Source organism: Nocardia sp. NPDC050406 (genome assembly GCF_044459025.1).
Lineage (GTDB): Bacteria > Actinomycetota > Actinomycetes > Mycobacteriales > Mycobacteriaceae > Nocardia.
Map to the genome: position 1 here is coordinate 1,916,833 of NZ_JBITIM010000001.1, position 21,401 is coordinate 1,938,233.

Consider the following 21,401-nt stretch of genomic DNA (forward strand, 5'->3'; position numbering starts at 1 on the left):
ATGACGTGCGTGAGCGATGTCAATTCCGGCCGGACCACCACCCCGGCGCTCGACGATATCTCCAAGCGCATCATCGCCCAGCTCCAGGAGGACGGGCGGCGACCCTACGCCACCATCGGCCGGGCGGTGGGCCTGTCGGAAGCCGCGGTGCGCCAGCGCGTGCAGAAGCTCTCCGATACCGGGGTCATCCAGATCGTCGCGGTGACCGACCCGCTGCAGGTGGGCATGTTTCGGCAGGCCATGGTCGGCATCACCGTGGACGGGCCGGTGCAGTCGGTGGCCGACGCGCTGGCCGCCATCGACGAGATCAGCTACGTGGTGGTGTGCGCGGGCCGCTACGACATTCTGGCCGAGGCCGTCTGCCCGGACGACGAAGCGCTGCTCGAACTGGTCTCCACCCGCATGCGCGCCCTGCACGGGGTGCGGCACGCGGAGATCATGGTCTATCTGAAGCTGCGCAAACAGACCTACAAGTGGGGCACCCGCTAATCCGCCAGCGCCGCGAGCTCGTTCGCGAGATTGGCCCGCGCCTTGGCCTCGTACCGGACCCGCGCCGTCGCGGTCCGGAACAGATGCGGCAGCTGCGCCAGGCCCTCCAACACCGCGCGACGGCCGCGCCGGAACAGCTCGTCGGGAATATGCGCGTACTCGGCGCGAACGGCGGATGTGTATGCGGCATAGCCGGATTCGTCCGCCGCCAGCACCGCCAGATCGGCATCGCAGAGCACCGCGCCATTGCGATCGTCGGGCTCGGGCGCGTGCCCGGCCGTCAAACGCACGAGCCGCGCGACCTCGGCCACCAGGGCGGGCTCGACACCGAGTTCCGCGAGCACGGTCTCGGCCAGTTCGGCGCTGCGCTCCTCGTTGTCACCGCGGTCCACCGCATAGACCGCGTCGTGGAAGAACGCGGCGTAGCGCACCGCGTCGGTATCGTCGGCGTCCTCGGCCAGATCGTCGATCACGGCCAGCATGGCGGCCAAATGCTCCACGGTGTGATAGCGCCGATGCGGTTCCCGGTATCTGCGGACCAGGTCCTCCCCCACCGTCCGCGCACCCGGCCCGGCCAAGGCCGCCCACCGCTCCAACAGCTTCGCGTCGGTACTCATTCACGAAGTGTGCCGAATCCACGGCGCGCACAACACCCCTGGGAGCCGGTGGTGTGCGCCACTGCCCTGCCTCGCTGCTGCCCTACGGGACAGGACAACAGCGAAACCCGTGGACCTCAGGACCTTTCGGCCTCTTCCTGGGTGTGCTGCGCCTGCGCCAGCTGCGCGGGCGTGTAGCGCAGGGTCAGCGCCAGCAGGCCCATGATGGCCGTGCCGATGGCGCAGACGAACAGCACCAGCGTGTAACCGCTTCCGAGGGCGGCGATTTCGACCGAGTTCATCTCGGCAGCCTTGCCGGTGTGCCCGCCCAGCGACAGCGTGCGGGAGGCGGCGACGGGGCTCAGCAGACCGACCGCGACCGGGGTGCCCATATTCATGAACATCTGGCCGATGGCCGAGAGCGGGCCGATATTGGCCATGTCCACGCCCACCAGCACGCACAGCGGCAGGATGACAATCGACATGCCGACCGCGAAACCCACCACCGACAGCAGGATCAGCAGGGTCGGGAAGTACTCGGCCGACTGGTCCAGCGTGGAGCCGTAGAGCAGTCCCGCGGCCAGCAGGATCGCGGCCCCGAACAGCAGCCAGCGCGGCGGCACCAGCATGGCGGCCTTGGAGGCGACCGCGGTGCCGACGCCCGCGCCGAGGGTGAACGGGATACTGCCCAGGCCCGCCACGAGCGGGCTGTAGCCGAGCACGTTCTGCAGGAACTGCGCCACGAAGAAGGTGGTCGCGCCCAGCACGCCCGAGGCCAGGAAGATGGCGACGAAGGAGATGACGCGGTCGCGGCTGTCGAACAGCGACCACGGCAGCAGCGGATTGCGCACGGTGCGTTCGGCGAAGACGAACACCAGCAGCAGGACGAAGCCGCCGATCAGCGCGCCCAGAATGATCGGGCTGGTCCAGCCCCAGACCGGTCCCTCGGTCGCGCCGAAGACGATGGCGGCGACGGCGGCCGTGCCGAGAATCGCGCCGCGCACATCCAGCGTGATCCGGTGGTGCTCGGTATCGCGCAGCTGGTAGATCGCGCCGATGACAATGAGAATGCCGATCGGCACATTGATCCAGAAGATCCAGCGCCAGTCGAGTTCGGTGAGCGCGCCGCCGATCACCAGACCGCCCACCGAGCCGATGCCCACCATGGAACCGAAGATGGCGATGGCCTGGTTGCGCGCCGGTCCCGGCGCGAAAGTGCTTGCCACGAGCGCGAATGCGGTCGGCGCGGCAATGGCCGCGCCGGTGCCCTGCAGCGCGCGGGCGGCGATGAGCATGGCCTCGTTGGTCGCCATCCCGCACAGGGCCGAGGCCAGGGTGAACAGCGCGACGCCGTAGATCAGCATGCGTTTGCGGCCGAAGGAGTCGCCGAGCCGACCACCGAGCAACATCAGCCCCGCGAACGGCAGACCGTAGGCGGTCACCGTCCAGGCGCTGCCCGAACTGGATAGGCCCATCTCCTCCTGGAGGCGGGGTAGCGCGAGAATCATGACGGTGCCGTCGAGCACCACCATCAGCTGCAGCCCGCTCAGGACGAGGATGGCGAGGCCGAACGCCCGCTTGGTCACCGGGTACTGCATCGCAGCGGGGTTATCGAGCACAGCAAGCCACGGTACCCGATCACCGATGGGCCGAACCCATCACGACAGCGGCTCGAAGCGGCGGTAGGCGTCGTAATCGCGGAAGTGGCGGGCATACAGGTCGGCGTCGCGGCCGAGATCGTCCTCGAGCGCCCGGTTACAGTCGACGAGCTGTTTGAAGCTCCACGTGATGGTGTCCCCGGCCTCGTTCGCGTAGCTGCCCTCCTCGGCTCGCGCCCGAGCCAGCACCCGCTCGCGGGCGCGCTCCGGCGATTCGGCGTAGACGACCACCACGTCCTCGCGGTACAGCGGCTCGTAATCGGCAGCGTCACTGGAGGTCTCGTACAGCACGATGGCGATGTAGGGCGCGCGCTCGCTCTCCGCCGACATGTGGGCAAGCCTAACGGCTAGCGCGCGCCCGCTTCGGAGGGCTCGTTCTCGGGGGCACCGGCGGTGAAGCCCGCGGTGGGGCCGATGACGATGATCGCGGGCGGGCGGATGGCCTCGGACCGGACGCGTTCGGCGACGGTGGACAGGTCGGCGCGCACCACGCGCTGGGTGCGCAGGCTGCCCTCCTGCACGATGGTGACCGGGGTGTCGGCGGCGCGGCCGCCGTCCAGCAGCGCGGCGGCGAACTGTTCGATGCGCTCCACGGCCATGAGCAGCACGATGGTGCCGCGCAGGCGGGCCAGGGCGGGCCAGTCGACCAGCGAATCCGGGTGATCCGGCGCGACATGGCCGCTGACCACCACGAATTCGTGGGTGACGCCGCGATGGGTGACCGGGATACCCGCCAGGGCGGGCACCGAGATGGCGCTGGTGACACCCGGCACCACGGTCACCGGCACGCCCGCGTCGACGCAGGCCTCGAGCTCCTCGTAGCCGCGCCCGAACACATACGGGTCGCCGCCCTTGAGGCGCACCACGAATTTGCCCGCCTTCGCGCCCTCGATGAGCGCGTTGTTGATGGCCTCCTGCGCCATGGCGCGCCCGTACGGAATCTTGGCGGCGTCGACCACCTCGACGTCCGGGCCGAGTTCGGCCAGCAGTTCCGGCGGCGCGAGGCGGTCGGCGACCACGAGATCGGCGCGGGCCAGCAGGCGACGGCCGCGCACGGTGATGAGGTCCGGATCGCCCGGGCCGCCGCCGATGAGGGCGACGCCGGAGGCCATCGGGGCCGAATCATCGGTCACCACACCGGATTGCAACGCCTCCAGCAGCGCGGTGCGCACGGCGGCGGAGCGGCGGTGCTGGCCCCCGGCGAGGACGCCGAGGGTCAGACCGTCGTAACGGGCGGTGGCGGGGGTGACGGCGGTGCCGAGGCGGGCATTGTCGGCGCGCACGCAGAAGATGCGCCGCCGCTGCGCCTCGTCGACCACGGCCGCATTGGTCTCGGGTTCGTCGGTGCAGGCCATGGCGTACCACGCGCCGTCGAGATCGCCGTCGGCGTAGTCGCGCAGGGTCAGGGTGAGCTGCCCGGAGGTTGCCATCCCCTCGACGGCCGGGGTGACGCCGCGGCTGATCACGTGCACGTCCGCGCCCGAGGCGATGAGCAGTCCGAGCCGCCGCTGGGCGACGGTGCCGCCGCCGACCACCACGACCCGACGGCCGTTCAGATCCAGGCCGACCAGGTAGTTCGGGTCCCCCACCGGGCCGGTGGCGGAGTCGGATCCGGCGTGGTCTGCGGAGGCGGCTGACGAGTTCTGCACAAGGTTCGAGACTACGGCGTGGCCGCGCCGCCGCGACAATCGCCCGGCTTCCGTTCGGCAACCGATAGACAGCTCACCGCCGCCCCGCACCCGATCAGAGCCGACCCAGCACCTTCGTGGGGCTGATTCGGATGACGACGCGGTCGGCGTCGTCCACCGACGCCGGATTGAACTCCCGGTACGGCTTGCCGGTGAACTTGAGCGACATCTGGTCGGGCAGGAGCCGTTCGGGATCGGGTACCGCCTTGGCGACGCCGCGGACCTCGGCATAGAGGAACGGCTGTTCCGGCGGATTGATCATGACGGTGACGCGCGGCTCGCGCACCAGGTTCTTGTACTGCTGGCGCGAGACCGTCGTCGAGTAGACGAGTTCGTCGCCGTCGCGGCCGAGCCAGACCACGGTGAGGTGCGGTTGGCCGTCCACGCCGACGGTGGCGACGGTGGCGTAGACCTTGGACTCGTCGATGTGCTTCTTGAGGGCATCGGAGAGGGTGGTGGTATGTGTCACATCTGCTGCGAACCACCGGTGCGCGGCGGGCATTCCCGCCACGCGCGATCAATACCGTTGCCGCGGGGTTGCTTTCCCTAGGCTCGCGGTATGCCGATCCGCAGCGCCGTGATCTTCGCCGTTGTCGCCGTGCTCGCCCTGCTGCCGGTGGGTGCGGTGCGGGCGGAGACCGCCTCGAGTGTCGAGGCGACGTTCACGCGGTCCGGGCCGTGGCGGGTGACGGCGGAGCGGGCGGTCGCGTGTTGCGATCCGAGCGGTTCGGCCTACGACATCTGGTATCCGACCGACCTGGGCGCGAACGGTTTTCGGCATCCCATCATCACCTGGGGCAACGGCACCTGGGCGGTGCCCCGTCAGTACGACTATCTGCTGCGGCATCTGGCGTCGTGGGGATTCGTGGTGATCGCGACCGAGAACTCCCAAACCGGTTCGGGCCGTGAGATTCTCGCGGCGGCCGACTATCTGGTGGCGCGGGATTCCGATCCCGCCAGCGTGTTCCACGGCAAGCTCGATACCGACTCGATCGGGGCGATGGGCCATTCCCAGGGTGCGACCGGGGTGCTCAATGCCATGGTGGCCTCCGGGGGCCGCATCACCACGGCGGTGCCGGTGGAGATCGTGTCGCAGCTGTTCTGCGTCACGGGCTGGTGTGCCGATTCGCGTCAGCTGCGCACCGGCTCGGTGTTCTTCGTCAACGGGTCCGCCGACAGCGTCGTCTCGCCGTCCACCCAGCCGCTGCCGTGGCAGTTGGTCGGATTGCAGTCGGTGGGTGCGTATTACGAGGCCGCGTCGATTCCGAAGGCGTGGGGGACGCTGGTCGGGCCGAATCACAACGACATTCAGGGACAGCCGGGGTGCACGCCGGAGATCGAGCTCTGCGTGGAGGGCGTGCACGGGTACCTCGGGTACCCCACCGCTTGGTTCGCGGCCCGGTTGCTCGGTCGTGAAGACGCGCGGCGCGCCTTCACGACCGGAACCGGCGAGTTCTATGCCCCGAATCCGCACTGGGTCAATCAGACCGGCGCGATCAATTGACGCCGCCCATCAGGCGGGGATAGTCCTGCACGAGGTGGAAACCCCTGTCGCGCAGGGAGAACGAGTCCTCGTCCAGCCGAGACAGCGACATGGTGACCGGGCGGCCGTCGAGCGTGCCGGTGAGCACCAGCCGGTCGTGGGCGGGGCGCTCGTAGGTGAAGCTCGCCCACGGCCCGGCCGCCGGATCGCGCAGGAGGGTGACGGTGCGCGCGTTCGCGTCGGCCTCGGCGGGCAGCGGCACCAGCTTGTCGTCCATGCGCTGGTAGTACACCGCCTCCGGATCCTCGAACACCACACGCCGCCAACGGGTTTCATCGGTGGTCAAGGGCGCCACCGGCTGGCCGTCGCGGGTGAACTCGTCCACGTTCCAGATGCCGTAGAGCTCGGACTTCGGACGGCCGGGACCCCATTCGTTCCAGCCCTCGATACTCGTCTGCACCAAGCCGACCGATATCCAGATCGCCAAGAGAATCTGCGCCACCCCGGCATAGGTCGCGGCCCGGTCACGGAACACCCTCGGATACGTCGACGGGCCGACCGAACCGCCCAGCAGCATGGTGGTCAGGCGCTTCGCCTCCGGGGCCAACAGCACCAGGCACGCCAGGAGCAGGTGGAACGACAGCAGTTTCACCGGCACGTCGTAGGTCATGTTCAGCACCCACACCTGGGCCATGCTCACCAGACTCAACAGAATGCCGGGCAGACGGGTGCGCGGCAGCAGCAGAAGCAGGCCGCCGGTGACCTCCGCGGCGCCCAGCAGCATCTGGTAGATCGGTGACGCGCCGACCTGGCTCCACAGCACGGCCATCGGCGTGAAGTCGCCATAAGGCTGGAGCAGCGCGACGAGCGAGGGTTCGGGCATCTGCGTGGGAATCAGCTTGGCGTATCCGTAGACCAGCATCTGCCCGGCCAGGCAGATACGGATGAATGCCAGAAACCACGCTGCCAGACGCCGGTATTCGGTGCGGCGACGATCCAGCAGCGTCCACACGACGGTGGCGACGACGGCGACGACCAGCAGGCAGAACGCCTCGACGAAGAAGAACACCTGATCGCCGCTGCCGGAATCGGTGCGCAGCACGGCCTCGGCGTCGAAAACCGTGCGGCCCACCCATTCGACGATCGGGGCGGGCAGCTTCGCGTAGGACATCACCAGGTCTTCCGGCAGCCGCTGCGCCAGCGGACCCAGCAGTGACAGGATGATCTGCGGGAAGACTACGCAGAACAGTCCGAAGTACAGGAAGCTGAACCGAAACAGAATGCGGGTCAGCGGATTCCATCGCGCCGCGGGTCGCTCCTCCGGCGGCTCGACGAGGTCGGTCTCGACGGCGACCGTCCCCACACTCATGGTGTCCCCTCTCTGCACATGTCTCACCGCTGGCCGGTGAGTCTCCGACGGTAGGGAATCCGCTCGTGCGGCACATCCGGCGTCGGCATGATTCCCCCCTGGCTCGACCGTAAGGGATCACCAGGAGCCCCTGGCTCCCGAGTAGGGCCAGCCCGTACCTCTCGAGATCTACGGGACACCCCGATGGCCGAGTGTTTGCGCAGGACAAGCGCGTATCCCACTCACCGGAACCGTTGCGGACCGATCCGCCGATTCCATTCCCCCGCGAACTAGAACGCGTTACATTCGCCACACTCCGCAGTCCCATGTGTCAGGAGGACCCATGACGTCGGCCGATGCCGATCCCAACCAGCGGCGGGAACTCACCACCACCGAACGCGACCTCGACGTGCTCGCCACCGACCTGGCACAGTGGCTCGCCACCAAGGTCGACGCCGACGCGCCGCCCAAGGTCACCTCGATCACCCGGCCGACCGCCGGTGGGATGTCGAGCACCACACTGCTCTTCGACGCCGAATGGAGTGAGCGGGGCGAGGCCGCCGGAGGGGCCTTCGTGGCGCGGCTGCCACCGGAGGACAGCTCCTTCCCGGTCTTCGAGAAGTACGATCTGGAAACACAATTCGCGGTGATGGCCGGGGTGGCCGAGGCCACCGATGTGCCGGTGCCGCCGCTGTGCTGGCTGGAAACCGATGCGAGCGTGCTGGGTTCACCGTTCTTCGTCATGCGGCGGGTGAACGGCCGTGTGCCCGAGGACAATCCGCCGTACGTGTTCCTGGGGTGGCTGTTCGATGCCACGCCGGAGGAGCGGCTGCGGGTGACGCGCAATACCGTCGAGGTGATCGCGAAGCTGCATGCCATCGAGAATCCGGAGCAGCGTTTCCCGGCGCTCGCGGGTGCAGGGGATGCGCTGCGGCGGCATGTGGACGCCCAGAAGGCTTGGTACGACTGGGCTCTCGCGCGCGACGGGTTCCGCATTCCGATTCTGGAGCGGGCCTTCGACTGGCTCGAGGAGCACTGGCCCGCCGATCCCGGGCCCGATGTGCTCAGCTGGGGTGACGCCCGGCCCGGCAATATCATGTTCGACGGGTTCGAGCCGGTCGCGGTGCTGGACTGGGAGATGGCGGCCATCGGGCCGCGCGAACTCGATGTGGCGTGGACGCTGCTCATCCACCGGTTCTTCCAGGACATCGCCACCCGCTTCGATCAGCCCGGGCTGCCGGATTACATGCGGCGCAGCGATGTCGAGCGGTTCTACGAGGAGTTCACCGGGTACCGGGTGCGGGACCTGGACTGGTACCTCATGTACGCCGCGTTGCGGCACGGCATCGTGATGGGCCGCATCAAGCGCCGGATGATCCACTTCGGCGAGGACACCGACACCGCCGATCGTGACGACTACGTCATGCACCGGCCGCTGCTGGAAGCACTGCTCGACGGCACCTACACGTGGGATTGAGAAAGGACGTCATGATCGGTCCCTTGGACGAATACCCGATCCACCAGACCCCGCTGCCCATGGCGCGGGTGGGCACCAGCGATCGGAACTTCTACGACCGCAGCTACTTCAACGCCTCCGACCGGGACGGCGGGACGTTCCTGGTGACCGGGTTCGGGGTGTATCCGAATCTCGGGGTGACCGATGCCTTCGCGACGGTGCGGCGCGGGAACGAGCAACGGGCGGTGCGGTTTTCGGATGCGCTCGGTGATCGCAGCCTCGATCTGAAGGTCGGTGGTTACCGGCTGGAGGTTATCGAACCGCTCCAGAAGATCCGCGTCGTGTGCGAGCACGACGATCTGTCCTTCGATATGACCTGGGAGGGCGCGTTCCCGGTCGTGCAGGAGCAGCCGCACACCATCATCACCGGGTTGAATCGGCCGATCATCGACGCGCAGCGCTTCGCGCAGGTCGGATCCTGGTCCGGCACACTGCATGTCGACGGGACCGACTTCACCGTCGATCCGGCGGTGTGGACGGGGACGCGGGATCGGTCCTGGGGGATTCGGCCGGTCGGCGAATCCGATCCGCCGGGGCGGGCGGCCGATGAACCGTCGCAAGGATTCTGGTGGCTGTACGTGCCGCTGCGGTTCGACGATTTCTCCATCATCGTCATCGTGCAGGAGGAGCCCAACGGGTTCCGCACACTCAACGACGCCACCCGGATCTGGCACGACGGCCGCGTCGAACAGCTCGGCTGGCCGCGCGTGCACCTCACCTACAAGTCCGGCACCCGAATCCCGGTGTCGCTCAAGCTGGATCTGACCACCCCCGACGGCAAACCGCTCGAGGTGGAGGTCGAGGCGGGCACCTTCATCGCCCTGAATGTCGGCTGCGGGTACGGCGGTGATCCGGACTGGCTGCACGGCCAATGGAAGGGCCGCGGCTGGGCCGAGAGCCGCCGCTACGACCTCACCGACCCCGCCATCGCGGGCCGCATCCCCTTCGGCGTCATCGACCACGTAGGCAAGGCCCGCTGCAACGGCGCCGAAGGCTGGGGCCTGTTCGAACACGGCAGCATGGGCCGCCACGACCCCACCGGCTTCACCGACTGGATGTCCGTGGCCCCCTGAGCAATCCGACCACCCCGTGGCAACGAAGAACCTCATGCCACGGTTCGACGGGACCCGCGTCTCCAGGCGCGGGTCCTCCGACCCGGCACCCCCAACGGACTCACCCGCAGGGAGGCCCCCAACACCTCATCGCGCACGATCCGTCAGCTCCAGCAGCTGTGGCAGCTTCGGCAGCTGTGGCAGCCCCCTGCCCGAGCAGCCGTGCGCGACATCTCGCCCTCAGACGCCAATAACCGCGGCCGCCAACACAATTCCCCCAACCACGGTTTTGTCGACCGCCAACACATCACTGCCAGCGGCCAACATCGCGGCAGCCTCCGCCACACTAGGAGTCCCGAGCGCCCCCGCGGTGCGCAACGAGGGGTTGGGCACCGCAACCCCGCTCAACTCCCCCGGCGAAAACCCCACCACAGACACCCCGAGCCGCGCTGCCGCCGCAACCAGCCCGGGCTCCCCCGCCCGTCTGTCCACGGTAGCCAAACACCCAATCGTGAACCCCCCGAAGGCAACCCGCACCGCCCGAAGAATGTCCGCACAACCCACCCCCGGCCGCATCCCGATCCCCACCGCGATCTCTCCGCCGCTCACGACATCCACCGCAGTCGACGAGTTCCGCGCGACCTGGAAACCGCAAGGGCGCGCCTACGGATGCCGGTGCCCCGCAGGACCGCGCCCTGTCGGTCGGCAAGACCACCGAGCTTCGTCCCGCGCCGGGAACGGACGCCACCGTCGCCAAGAGCACCCCAGTCGAGCTGACGGCCGCCGAGGCAAGCATGGCTGGCGCGATACCCCAACGCGCCGCCGGTTTCGCTTTCCCCGCCGAGCGACCCGATTTTCGCCGCACCGGGACCGGCCTGGCTCCCAGCCAGGCGCAGCACCCCTTCGCGGGCGAACGCGGCTCCCCGCGAAATCAGCTGCGGGCTAGACGAGCCGGGCAGCCCGCGCACACATCCGTAGACCCGTGAACCCGAGCCTGGCGCGGCGGCGACGACGAGCCGCAGCCCCGCAGCACGTGTTCGTGCAGGAACATCCGAAGTACCTGTGCGACAACATAGCTCGTGAGTATCGCCGCGATCTGCGGTAGTGGGTCGGCAATGTGCGTCCGCGGTTTCCCGATATCCCGCGGCGGTATGTCGCGTGGCCACGGCATCACGTCCGGCGGTACTCATGACCCCGTACGTGTGCCGGGCACGATGGATTCACCTAAGACTGCGAAAGCGGCTGCTGCGCTGACGAAACGGGCGATCGCGGACGGATTTCCAGCGGGGTGGGTGTGGAGGTAGGAGGCGTGGACATTGTGTGGCAGTGCGCCCTCGCGGACGGTCTCGCCAGCCGGGGAGCGCCAACCCCATGCGGGGGTGTCCGTGCCGGTCGCGGTCAGGCGGGTGCGGTGGAACTCGTGGCCGCGGACTCGCTCGCCCGCTGACCAGAGCGGGGAGTCCGCCAGGGCCACCGCGTCTCGGTAGCCGAGGGTCAGGCGAGGGCCGAATTCGGCTTCGGCGTCGACTACGCCCGCCATGGGGTGGCCGTCGAGACTGCGGGTGAGGTAGAGCAGTCCGGCGCACTCGGCGTGGATGGGCATACCCCGTGCGGTCTGTTCGGCCACGGCCGACCGCAGCCCCGTATTGGCGGACAGCTGCGCCGCATGCTCTTCGGGGAAGCCGCCCGGCAGCACCAGTCCCGCTGTGCCCACGGGCAATTCGTCGCGCAGCGGATCGAAGACGACCACCCGCGCGCCAGCTGCCTCCAACAGCTCCCGATGTTCGGCGTAACCGAATGTGAATGCCGCACCACCCGCGACGGCGATGACCGGGCCGGTGCCTGCCGACAAGGTCATGACGCCACCCGCATCCAGGCCACCGACCTCGGGATCGGCAGCGGCAGAAGCCGATTCGCTGGGGCGGGAAACCACCCGACTTGTCGCCGAGGCCGCCCGCAGCTCTTCGGTCGGATCCCATGCCGCGCCGCGCGCGTCCGACGCTGCGAGAGACACCACGGCGGCGAGGTCGATGTGGGCCGCGACGAGGTCGGTCATCGCGTCTACCGCGGCTTGGGCGGCGGAGCCGTGTTCGACAGCTGGGATGAGCCCGAGATGCCGTGAGGGAACCACCAATTCGGCCATACGTGGCAAGGCCCCAAGCACTGGAAGGCCGACCCGGGCGCAGGCAGCGCGCAGCACCTGTTCGTGGCGGTCGCTGCCGACGCGGTTGAGGATCACACCGCCGAGTCGAATGCCGCTGTCGAAGGTGGCGAAGCCGTGCAGCAGCGCCGCCAAGCTCTGGCTGTGACCCCGGGCATCCACCACAAGAACCACGGGCGCGGAAAGCATTCCAGCTATCTGAGCGGTAGACCCTTCCGCAACAGGCGCGGTGTTGTGCTCGTCGATCCGCCCATCGAACAGCCCCATCACGCCCTCGACCACCGCGATATCGCACCCCCGACTGCCGTGCTGATACAGCGGCACAACCCGTTCCGCCCCAACCAACACAGGATCGAGATTGCGCCCGGGCCGCCCAGCGGCCAACCCGTGATACCCCGGATCGATGTAATCCGGCCCCACCTTGAACGGCGCAACCTCATGCCCGGCCCGCCGCAACGCCCCGATCAGCCCGGTGGCGACTGTCGTCTTACCGCTGCCGGAAGCAGGCGCGGCGATAACCACCGCGGGCGTACTCACAGCCCCACCTCGTAGGCGCGCCCAGCCACCTCGGCCGCGTCCGCTCCGCGCTCGGGAACCATTCCCGCACAAGGCTCGTCAGTGGATACCCGGCATGCCGAAGTCCCACCCGCACAAGCGGTCTCGACGAACACCGAACCCGTAGCGGCCGGGTCGTCGATCCACACACCGGAGCCAGCGACTGCCGTTGCGGCCGAATCCCTGTCGCCCTGGGTTTCCCCGGGGCCATAGCCGGTCGCGGCGGCCGCGATCGTCAGCGCACCGCGCGGGCTGATCGTGAACGCGCCGCGCGTCGCCGCTGTACCGAAGCGAGGCCGTCTCCTGACGCTCGCGCAACGGGCTGGCTGGTTCACCACTCGATGCCTCGTTGGCCCTTGCGGCCCGCGTCCATGGGGTGTTTGACCTTGGTCATGTCGGTGACGAGGTCGGCGGAGTCGATGAGCTGTTGGGGGGCGTCGCGGCCGGTGATGACTACGTGTTGGTTGCCGGGGCGGGTGCGGAGGGTTTCCACTACCTCGTCGACGTCCACCCAGCCCCATTTGAGGGGGTAGGTGAATTCGTCGAGGACGTAGAAGCGGTGTTGTTCGGCGGCCAGGCGGCGGGCTATTTCCTGCCAGCCTGCTCGGGCCGCGGCGGCGTGGTCTTCGTCGGTGCTGTGTTTGCGGGTCCAGGACCAGCCTTCGCCCATTTTGTGCCATTCGACGGCGCCGCCCGCGCCGTGTTCGTCGTGCAGGGTGCCGAGGGTGCGGAAGGCGGCTTCCTCGCCTACCTTCCATTTCGCGCTCTTCACGAACTGGAAGACGGCGATGTCGAAACCCTGGTTCCAGGCGCGCAATGCCATGCCGAAGGCGGCGGTGGACTTGCCCTTGCCGGTTCCGGTGTGCACGGCGAGCACCGGCTGATTGCGCCGCTGCCGCGTCGTCAATCCGTCGTCGGGGATACTCTCCGGCAGCGGAACACCCTTGGGCATGGAAGCAGGCTCCTTTCACGACACGGCCGTCGACGTCGGCCGCTCGCTCCCACGGTGCCATATCCCCGGTGACGGTCTGCCGCCGGGAGTCGCTCAGTTCAGGGCGTGCGCGATGGCGGAGAAGAGGCGGCCCACCCAGCCGAAGGCGACCCGGGCCAGACCCGGGGCTGCCTCGAGCATGGCGGGGGTGGCTTCACCCACGAAGTCGGCGTTGTCGGGGGTGCGGGTGTGGGGTTGTGGTTTCTTGCGGCGGAAGAGTCCCATGGTTGTTCGACGAGTGACGGGGGTGTTGGGTTCCCAATTCAGGCCACCGCCACCCCAGCGCGCACAACCCCCGCCACCGCATCCCCGGTCAACTCCCCCAACTGCAAATACCCCGCCCGCAACTCCCGAGCGAGCTCTCGAGCCAACCCCAGCCGAACCATCCCCCGCTCACAGTCCACGACCATCGCGGTGACATTGTCATTGGCGAGCAACCTGGCCGCCGTCCGAGCACGCACCACCGGGTCGGCACCACCCGTGGCCCGCCCATCGGTGAGCAGCACCACGAGCGGCCGCCGCTGCGGATCGCGCACCCGCTCCCGGGTGAGCACCTCCCGTGCTTTCAGAAGCCCTTGCGCCAGAGGGGTTTTGCCGCCCGTACGAATTCCGGCGAGGCGGCGCACCGCGATGTCCACCGACGAGGTCGGCGGCAGAACCAGTTCGGCGTCCTGGCCGCGGACCGTGATGACGGCGACCTTGTCGCGGCGCTGGTAGGCGTCGCGCAGCAGCGCCACCACCGCGCCGGTGACCGCGGAGAGGCGGTCACGGGCGGCCATGGAACCCGAGGCGTCGACGACGAAGACCACCAGATTGCCTTCGCGACCTTCCCGATACGCGCCGCGCAGGTCGTCGGCGAGGAACGCCAGCGGGCCGGTGGTGCGGCCCCGCGCGTGCTGATGCGGGACGGCGGCGAAGATGGTGCCGAGCAGGTGCAGGCCGCCGGTGGTGTCGGGCGTGGCGCGGACGACCCGGCCCTGCCGGGTGCGGGCACGGGAGCGGCGGCCGGGCGCGCCCTCACCTATGCCGGGGACCTCCCAGCGCGGCGGCTTGGGCAGCGAGTGGGTGGGCAGACCCGCATGGCCTTCGCGGGCGTGGGCACCGCCGGGCGAATCCTGGTCGCTGCCAGCGGAATCCGCGCCGCGGCGGTCGCGCGCGGAGTCCGGGCGCGGCTGGTCGAGCGAATCCTGCTCGGTACCTGAATCCTGCTCCGCGCCGGGAGATTCCGGTCCGGAGTCCGGCCCTTCCAAGGCGGACGGTCCTTCACGACCCGACTCCGGGCCATCCGGTTGCCCCTCGCCCTGAGGCGGCTCCGCCCCGTCCGGTGTCTCGTTCAGCGGTCCCGCGGCGTCAGCACCGGAGACCGCGTCGCTTTTCCCGGGTCGCCGCCGTCGAATTCCGCTGCGTCCCCGTCCTTCTCCGCACGCGCGGCCTCCTCCCCCGCCTGCCGCATGGCCTCGTCCAGCTGTTCCTCGCTGATACCGGGCTCGTCGAACGGATCGCGTCGCCGACGGTGCGGCAGGGCCAGTTCCGCCGCGACCCGCACATCCTCCTCGGTGACGGTCCGGCTCCCCCGCCAAGCCGCGTGCGCGGTCGCGGTACGCGCCACCACCAGGTCGGCTCGCATGCCGTCCACATCGAAAGCCGCGCAGAGCGCGGCGATTCGGCGCAATTCCACATTGTCGAGGGCGATATCGGCCAACCGGTCCCGCGCGCTCAGAATCCGATCGGCCACCTCCCGATCGGCCTCGACATACCGTGCCGCGAACGCCGCCGGATCCGCTTCGAAGTCCAGCCGCCGCCGCACGACGGCCATGCGCACGTCCACATCCCGCGAGGCGACCACATCGACGGTGAGCCCGAACCGGTCCAGCAGCTGCGGCCGCAGTTCGCCCTCCTCCGGATTCATGGTCCCCACCAGCACGAATCGCGCCGGATGCGATGCCGACACCCCATCGCGCTCGATATGCACGCGCCCCATGGCCGCGGCATCCAACAGCACATCCACCAGGTGGTCGTGCAGCAGGTTCACCTCGTCGACGTAGAGCACGCCGTGGTGCGCCGCCGCCAACAGCCCGGGCTTGAACGCCTGCTCCCCGTCGCGCAGCACCCGCTCCAAATCCAGCGAGCCGACCACACGATCCTCGGTGGCGCCGACCGGCAACTCCACCAGCCGCGCGGGCCGCGGACCCCGCTCGTCCACCACCGGCGGCAGCAGCTGCGCCAGCGCCCGCACCACGGTCGACTTGGCCGTCCCCTTCTCGCCGCGCACCAGCACCCCGCCGATCCCCGGATGCACCGCGCACAGAATCAGCGCCAGCTGCAACCGTTCCTGCCCGACCACGGCCGAGAACGGAAACCCGGCCTCTTCGACGGCGGAACCGCCCACTCGCACGGATTCGGGATGCGCAACACGGGAAACGGACACGCCCCAACTGTATGCGCGCCGCGCACACCCGCCTCCGCTGCCCCCGTACGCCCTCGGGAAAGCAGTGGCCCCGCACCCCAACAGGGGTACGGGGCCAGAGAGCTATCGGGGCGATGTCACCCGCGCCGCATCGGAATATGCGGAATGCCGTCTTCGATGTACTCGTCGCCATCGGGCTTGAAACCGTGCTTGGTGTACATATCGACCAGGTAGGTCTGCGCGTTCAAACGCACTGTGGCCGAACCGGCTTCGGCCAGCGCCGCCTGCAGAACCCGCGTGGTGTAGCCGTGTCCGCGCGCCGGGACCGAGGTGCACAGGCGACCGATGCGGAAGGACTTCACGCCGTCTTCGTGCTCTTCCAACAGACGCAGGGTGCAGATCACTTCACCCTCGTCGTCGAGCCAGAAATGCCGGGTCTCCGGCAACAGGTCGAGTCCGTCGAGTTCCGGGTAGGCGCATTTCTGCTCGACGACGAACACTTCGACACGAAGTTTCAACAGCTTGTACAGGGTCTCGGTATCCAGGTCCTGGGCCCATGACCGTTTGAGAGCGACCGTTGACATCATCGAGTCTTGCTATCACACCAAAGCGTGCGATGCGACCCCAGTGGCATTCGGCGTGTTGGAATCGAGACGTAGCGCCTTGTTGGACCAGTCCCACACTTCGCGGAACAGCGCCTGGTTCTCCGACAGCTTCACACCGAGCGAAGGCACCATATGCTTGAGTTTCGGCTCCCACGAAGCGAATTCGCGCGGGAAGCACCGCTTCATGACATCGAGCATGGCGCTCACACAGGTGGACGCGCCCGGCGAGGCTCCGAGCAGACCGGCGATGGTGCCGTCCTCGGCGGCGACGACCGCGGTGCCGAGCTCGAGCACACCGCCCGCGCCCTTGCGGCGAATCACCTGGACACGCTGACCGGCGATGATCAGATCCCAGTCGTCGCCATTGGCGCGCGGCAGGAACTCCTCCATCACGTCCACGCGACCGGCCTGCGACTTGAGCAGTTCGGAGACCAGGTACTTGACCAGGCCCATCTCGGTCACGCCCACACCGAGCATGGAGAACAGGTTGTTCGGCTTCACCGATTTGAACAGGTCGGTGTTCTTGCCGTCCTTGAGGAACTTCGGCGTCCAGCCCGCGTAGGGGCCGAACAGCAGCCCGCGCTCACCGTCGATGACGCGAGTGTCCAAGTGCGGCACCGACATCGGCGGCGCGCCGACCGACGCCTGGCCGTACACCTTGGCCTCGTGCTGTGCGATGAGCTCGGGGTTGGTGCAGCGCAGGAACAATCCGCTGACCGGGAAGCCGCCGAAACCGGAGATCTCCTTGATGCCCGCCTTCTGCAGCAGCGGCAGCGCACCGCCGCCCGCGCCCACGAACACGAACTTGGCGTTGATGACGCGGCTCTTGCCGGTGCGCGAATTGCGGACCTTCACCAGCCAGGAGCCGTCGGACTGCTTGCTCAGGTTGCGCACCTCGTGCCCGAAGGCCAGATCCGCGCCGCTGGCGCCCAGGTAGGCGAGCAGTTCGGTGGTGAGCTCGCCGAAGTCGATATCGGTGCCGTAGTCGGTCCAGTTCAGCGCGACCGGATCGGAGAAGTCGCGGCCGCGCGCCATCAGCGGCAGGCGCTTGGCGAATTCGGCGGAGTCGTCGATGAACTCCATCCCCTCGAACAGCGGGTGCCGCGACAGCGCCGCGTGGCGCTTGCGCAGGTACTCCACGCCGTTCGCGCCGTGGGTGAAGCTCACGTGCGGGATCGGGTTGATGAAGTTCGAAGGCTCGGCGAGGATGCCGGACTCCACGGCGTACGACCAGAACTGGCGCGACACCTGGAAGCGCTCGTTGATATCGATGGCCTTGGCGATCTCGACGGAGCCGTCGGCGTTCTGCGGGGTGTAGTTCAGCTCGCAGAGGGCGGAGTGGCCGGTGCCCGCGTTGTTCCACGGGTCGGAGCTCTCGGCGGCGGCGGCGTCGAGCCGCTCGAACATGGTGATCGACCAGTCGGGCTGCACCTGGCGGAGAAGTGCACCCAGGGTGGCACTCATGATTCCGGCACCGATCAGTACTACGTCGGTTTTCTCAATCTTGGCAGCGTTCGGCACGGCTGGATCGACTTCCTTGTCCTAGATGCGGCAACCTAGCGGCGCTTAGGTTACCCGTCGTTCACCTAAATCCGATTGTGCCCCTCCACACGCCGATATCCTGCAACGGAACCGCCGAATGTGAGAGATACCTCCTGGCTGGACACCGTCGCGGCGGCGGTTAGATTGGGGGTGTGAGCTCCGATACGTCCTCCGCGACCTCCACTTCCACCGACAACGGCAGCCCCGCCGAGTGGCAATCGGATGTGCTCGGCGCTGGCTACGAACGGCTGACCATCCCGCTGGGCACCGACCCCGACGGCGAAGGCGAGGTCGAGGCGGTGCTGGTGCGGCACACGCCCACCGACGCGCCGGTCGCCGCCCATGCCGTGCTCTACATCCACGGCTTTACCGATTACTTCTTCCAGAAACATCTGGCCGAGCACATGGCCGGTCAGGGTTACCGCTTCTACGCGCTCGACCTGCGCAAATGCGGGCGCGCCCGCAAGGAGGGGCAGACCCCGCACTATGTGAGCGATCTCGCGCTCTACGACGCCGAACTGAATCGCGCGCTGGCGGTCATTCGCGCCGAGACCGGCCTGCCGACGCTGATCATGGCGCATTCGACGGGCGGGCTCATCACCTCGCTGTGGCTGAACCGCTTGAACCGCACCGGCGGTGGCGTGCGGGCGCAGGGCATTACCGGCCTGATGCTCAACAGCCCGTGGTTCGACCTACAGGGGCCGTCCTACTACCGCTCGGTGGGAACCGCGATCCTGCACGGGCTGGGGCGGTTCAGCGCCAAGACCAAGCTCCCACTCGGCGAGATCCGCACCTACGGAGACAGCCTGCACCACACCGCGTCCGGGGAATGGGATTACGACCTGGACTGGAAACCGTTGGCGGGCTTCCCGGTTCACGCGGGCTGGCTGCGGGCCATTCGCCGCGGGCACGCACAGCTGCACCAGGGTCTGGATATCGGTGTGCCCGCGCTGATTCTGCGGTCCAAGGTGACCAAGTTCATGCGCAAGTACGGTCCGGCCGCGGATGTCTCGGATGTGGTCCTGGATGTGCGCCAGATTCAGCGCTGGTCGGGCTGCCTGGGCACGCGCACCAATATCGTGCCGATCGAGGGCGCGCGCCACGATGTGTTCCTGTCGGCGGAAGCGCCGCGCAAACAGGCGCTCGCCGAACTCGATTCGTGGTTGGCGTGGCTGACTACCTCACCAGAAACTGGTGCGTAGCACGATCTCGGTGGCCAATTCGTGGTCGGCCTCGGTGGCGATATCGGCGACATCGACGGTGACCATGCGGAATTCGCCGTAGACGTGGCGGCCGGAGACCTCGGCGATCGAGCCGGGCAGGCTCTTGGTGGCCAGCAGTGTGGTGGGGATCTCCACGGCCGGGCAGCTGGCGTCGACGACGGTGCCGTCCTCACCGGGCACGGCGGGATGGCCGCGACCGGCCACCACCAGGCTCATGAAGCGGCCGAAGCCGCGGGCGCACAGCTGCCAGGCCAGATCCGCGCCCGCGCCGACGCCGACGAGATTGGCCCAGGGCACCTGGAGCTGGTCGAGAATGCCGAAGACCGCCGTGGCGTCGAGACCGTCCGCGTTCTCCACGGCGATGGTGCGCAGATCCGAGTTGTGCAGGCGTTCGCATACGCGGTCGAAGACATCGGCCGGGTCGCCCGCATCCGGTAGCAACAGCACGCTGTGCCGGGATTGCGGACCCCCGACTCGCACTGTCCACGTGTTGTCGCCAACCGTGAGCTGCCGAGTTTCCATGTGGATTCACGGTACACGGCGGCACGGAGTCGCGACCTCGAGTCGGTGTGATTTGGAGCGCTGGTCAGCGGGTGGTTCGCAGAACCGGGAGGTCGGTCGGCGCCCCGGTGTCGACGAGGCGTTCGAGGGTTTCCAGGTCGAGGTGCTTCTCCATCAGGTCGGCGAGCAGATCGAGTTGCTCGTCGCGCACGGCTGCGACCGAAATATCCTCGGCGACAACGAAATCCGTGCGACCTGCGCGGATCGCGACCATGCGGAGCCAGTCGCGACGGAAGTCGTCGTTCTCCAGTACGCCGTGCAGATGGGTGCCCCAGATCGAGCCGCGCACACTGCCTTCCGGTACGCCGTGCAGCCGCAGCCAGGGGGCGTCACCACTGTGGCGGACGCGACCATGATGAATCTCATAGCCGCGCAGCGGGCCGTCGGAGCGACGCAACACCTTGGGATCGGCGAATTCGATCTCGAGGTCGAGCAGGCCGAGTCCGTCGACGGTGCCCGCCTCGGATTCGACGCGATCGGTGATGGTGCGCGCGAGCATCTGGTAGCCGCCACAGATGCCGAGAATGGGACCTCCCGCCTGGGCGCGGGCGGTGAGAGCGTCGGCGATTCCACTGCGGCGCAACCATTCCAGGTCGCTGACGGTGGATTTGCTGCCGGGCAGGACGACCAGGTCGGCACCGGCGAGGCGGGCGGGGTCGCTGGCCCAGCGCACGGAGACGCCCGGCTCGCAGGCGAGCGCCTCGACATCGGTGGAGTTGGAGATGCGCGGGAGCCGAATGGCCGCCACGGTGAGCCATTCCTTGCCGCGCGGTGGGCGGGAGCGGCCCACGGGGGCGTCGGCGACCGTGCCGAGGGAGTCCTCGGCGTCGAGCCAGAGCTCCTCGGCGAAGGGGATGACGCCGAGGGTCGGCCGTCCGGTGAGCTCGGCCAGCTGGTCTATGCCGGGCCGGAGCAGGTCCACATCGCCGCAGAACTTGTTGATGATGAAACCCGAGATGAGTTGCTGGTCTTCGGGTTCCAGGATCGCGACGGTGCCGAAGAGATGTGCGAGCACTCCGCCTCGGTCGATATCGCCGACCAGCAGCACCGGGAGATCGGCCGCCCGGGCCAGGCCCATATTCGCCAGATCGGTTGCGCGCAGGTTGATCTCGGCGGGCGAGCCCGCGCCTTCACAGATCACGACGTCGAATTCGGCACGCAGCGCGGCCAATTCGTCGGCGACGACCTGGCGCAGCTGCTGGCGGTGCCGGAAGTAGTCCTTCGCGCCGACGGTGTCGACCGCGCGTCCGCGCACCACCAGCTGCGACCGCCGGTCGCTGCCGGGCTTCAACAGGATCGGATTGAACCGCACGCTGGGCTCGAGGCCGCACGCCCGCGCCTGCAGCGCCTGCGCCCGGCCGATCTCCCCGCCGTCGAGGGTGACGACGGAGTTGTTGGACATGTTCTGCGCCTTGAACGGCGCGACCTTGATGCCGCGCCGCGCCAGCATGCGGCAAAGCCCGGCCACCACAACGCTTTTCCCGGCGTCGGAGGTGGTACCGGCGACCAGCAGTGCGCCCTTCACG

General features: G+C 68.4%; 19 protein-coding genes and 1 pseudogene. 5 read left to right on the forward strand and 15 right to left on the reverse strand.

Translation table 11 applies throughout. The features are described from left to right. A complete protein-coding gene (locus tag ACIBH2_RS09175; protein WP_397115110.1) occupies positions 1–489 on the forward strand; it encodes an Lrp/AsnC family transcriptional regulator in 489 nt (162 codons plus the stop codon). On the opposite strand, the gene ACIBH2_RS09180 is transcribed toward ACIBH2_RS09175, so the two are convergent. The 5 genes from ACIBH2_RS09180 to ACIBH2_RS09200 form a co-directional block, all read right to left on the reverse strand. Then, complete coding sequence (locus tag ACIBH2_RS09180) at positions 486–1,106, reverse strand: metal-dependent phosphohydrolase (protein WP_397115112.1); 621 nt, start codon at positions 1,104–1,106, stop codon at positions 486–488. The genes ACIBH2_RS09175 and ACIBH2_RS09180 overlap by 4 nt on opposite strands. Positions 1,107–1,222: 116 nt before the next feature. Beyond that, the gene (locus tag ACIBH2_RS09185) at positions 1,223–2,704 is read right to left on the reverse strand and encodes an MFS transporter (RefSeq protein ID WP_397115114.1); all 1,482 of its coding nucleotides are present in this window, start codon (positions 2,702–2,704) and stop codon (positions 1,223–1,225) included. A gap of 39 nt (positions 2,705–2,743) precedes the next feature. Then, positions 2,744–3,073, reverse strand: a complete 330-nt coding sequence (locus ACIBH2_RS09190; protein WP_397115116.1) for a DUF4288 domain-containing protein — start codon at positions 3,071–3,073, stop codon at positions 2,744–2,746. A 17-nt stretch (positions 3,074–3,090) separates the two neighbouring features. Further along, a complete protein-coding gene (cobA, locus tag ACIBH2_RS09195) occupies positions 3,091–4,332 on the reverse strand; it encodes a uroporphyrinogen-III C-methyltransferase (protein ID WP_397116924.1) in 1,242 nt (413 codons plus the stop codon). Positions 4,333–4,486: 154 nt separating this feature from the next. Further along, positions 4,487–4,900, reverse strand: coding sequence for a PPOX class F420-dependent oxidoreductase (locus ACIBH2_RS09200; RefSeq protein ID WP_397115118.1), 414 nt, complete (start codon positions 4,898–4,900; stop codon positions 4,487–4,489). Positions 4,901–4,990: 90 nt separating this feature from the next. Between ACIBH2_RS09200 and ACIBH2_RS09205 the strand changes: the two genes are divergently transcribed. Then, the gene (locus tag ACIBH2_RS09205) at positions 4,991–5,935 is read left to right on the forward strand and encodes a hypothetical protein (protein WP_397115120.1); all 945 of its coding nucleotides are present in this window, start codon (positions 4,991–4,993) and stop codon (positions 5,933–5,935) included. Here ACIBH2_RS09205 and ACIBH2_RS09210 read toward each other — a convergent pair. Continuing rightward, positions 5,928–7,283 carry a DoxX family protein gene (locus ACIBH2_RS09210; RefSeq protein ID WP_397115122.1) on the reverse strand — a complete coding sequence of 452 codons (1,356 nt, stop codon included), beginning with the start codon at positions 7,281–7,283 and terminating at the stop codon, positions 5,928–5,930. The two genes, ACIBH2_RS09205 and ACIBH2_RS09210, sit on opposite strands and share 8 nt — an antisense overlap. Before the next feature lie 322 nt (positions 7,284–7,605). Here ACIBH2_RS09210 and ACIBH2_RS09215 point away from each other — a divergent pair, with 322 nt between their 5' ends. Then, on the forward strand, positions 7,606–8,739 hold the full coding sequence (locus tag ACIBH2_RS09215) for a phosphotransferase family protein (RefSeq protein ID WP_397115124.1): 1,134 nt from the start codon (positions 7,606–7,608) through the stop codon (positions 8,737–8,739). Positions 8,740–8,750: 11 nt separating this feature from the next. Beyond that, the gene (locus ACIBH2_RS09220) at positions 8,751–9,851 is read left to right on the forward strand and encodes a hypothetical protein (RefSeq protein WP_397115126.1); all 1,101 of its coding nucleotides are present in this window, start codon (positions 8,751–8,753) and stop codon (positions 9,849–9,851) included. 219 nt (positions 9,852–10,070) lie between these two features. Here the strand turns inward: ACIBH2_RS09220 and ACIBH2_RS09225 are convergent, their stop codons facing one another. From ACIBH2_RS09225 to mqo, 7 genes and pseudogenes are all read right to left on the reverse strand, one after another. Beyond that, positions 10,071–10,448: a cobalamin biosynthesis protein gene (locus ACIBH2_RS09225; RefSeq protein ID WP_397115128.1), complete on the reverse strand. Its 378-nt coding sequence runs from the start codon at positions 10,446–10,448 to the stop codon at positions 10,071–10,073. 568 nt (positions 10,449–11,016) lie between these two features. Beyond that, complete coding sequence (locus tag ACIBH2_RS09230; protein WP_397115130.1) at positions 11,017–12,528, reverse strand: cobyrinate a,c-diamide synthase; 1,512 nt, start codon at positions 12,526–12,528, stop codon at positions 11,017–11,019. Positions 12,529–12,877: 349 nt separating this feature from the next. Continuing rightward, positions 12,878–13,498: a cob(I)yrinic acid a,c-diamide adenosyltransferase gene (gene cobO / locus ACIBH2_RS09235; RefSeq protein ID WP_397115132.1), complete on the reverse strand. Its 621-nt coding sequence runs from the start codon at positions 13,496–13,498 to the stop codon at positions 12,878–12,880. A 93-nt stretch (positions 13,499–13,591) separates the two neighbouring features. Beyond that, on the reverse strand, positions 13,592–13,762 hold the full coding sequence (locus ACIBH2_RS09240; protein ID WP_397115134.1) for a hypothetical protein: 171 nt from the start codon (positions 13,760–13,762) through the stop codon (positions 13,592–13,594). A gap of 38 nt (positions 13,763–13,800) precedes the next feature. Continuing rightward, positions 13,801–15,926 (reverse strand): annotated as a pseudogene (locus tag ACIBH2_RS09245) (magnesium chelatase subunit D family protein). A gap of 155 nt (positions 15,927–16,081) precedes the next feature. Continuing rightward, positions 16,082–16,531 (reverse strand): GNAT family N-acetyltransferase, encoded by a 450-nt coding sequence (locus ACIBH2_RS09250; RefSeq protein WP_397115136.1) that lies wholly within the window; start codon positions 16,529–16,531, stop codon positions 16,082–16,084. 12 nt (positions 16,532–16,543) lie between these two features. Continuing rightward, positions 16,544–18,070, reverse strand: a complete 1,527-nt coding sequence (gene mqo, locus ACIBH2_RS09255) for a malate dehydrogenase (quinone) (RefSeq protein WP_397115138.1) — start codon at positions 18,068–18,070, stop codon at positions 16,544–16,546. Positions 18,071–18,243: 173 nt separating this feature from the next. Between mqo and ACIBH2_RS09260 the strand changes: the two genes are divergently transcribed. Further along, the gene (locus ACIBH2_RS09260; RefSeq protein ID WP_397115140.1) at positions 18,244–19,293 is read left to right on the forward strand and encodes an alpha/beta hydrolase; all 1,050 of its coding nucleotides are present in this window, start codon (positions 18,244–18,246) and stop codon (positions 19,291–19,293) included. Here the strand turns inward: ACIBH2_RS09260 and ACIBH2_RS09265 are convergent. Both ACIBH2_RS09265 and ACIBH2_RS09270 read right to left on the reverse strand, forming a co-directional pair. Continuing rightward, on the reverse strand, positions 19,273–19,836 hold the full coding sequence (locus ACIBH2_RS09265) for an alpha/beta hydrolase (RefSeq protein WP_397115142.1): 564 nt from the start codon (positions 19,834–19,836) through the stop codon (positions 19,273–19,275). The two genes, ACIBH2_RS09260 and ACIBH2_RS09265, sit on opposite strands and share 21 nt — an antisense overlap. Positions 19,837–19,900: 64 nt before the next feature. Then, a complete protein-coding gene (locus ACIBH2_RS09270; protein WP_397115144.1) occupies positions 19,901–21,400 on the reverse strand; it encodes a cobyric acid synthase in 1,500 nt (499 codons plus the stop codon). Position 21,401 lies beyond the last annotated feature (1 nt).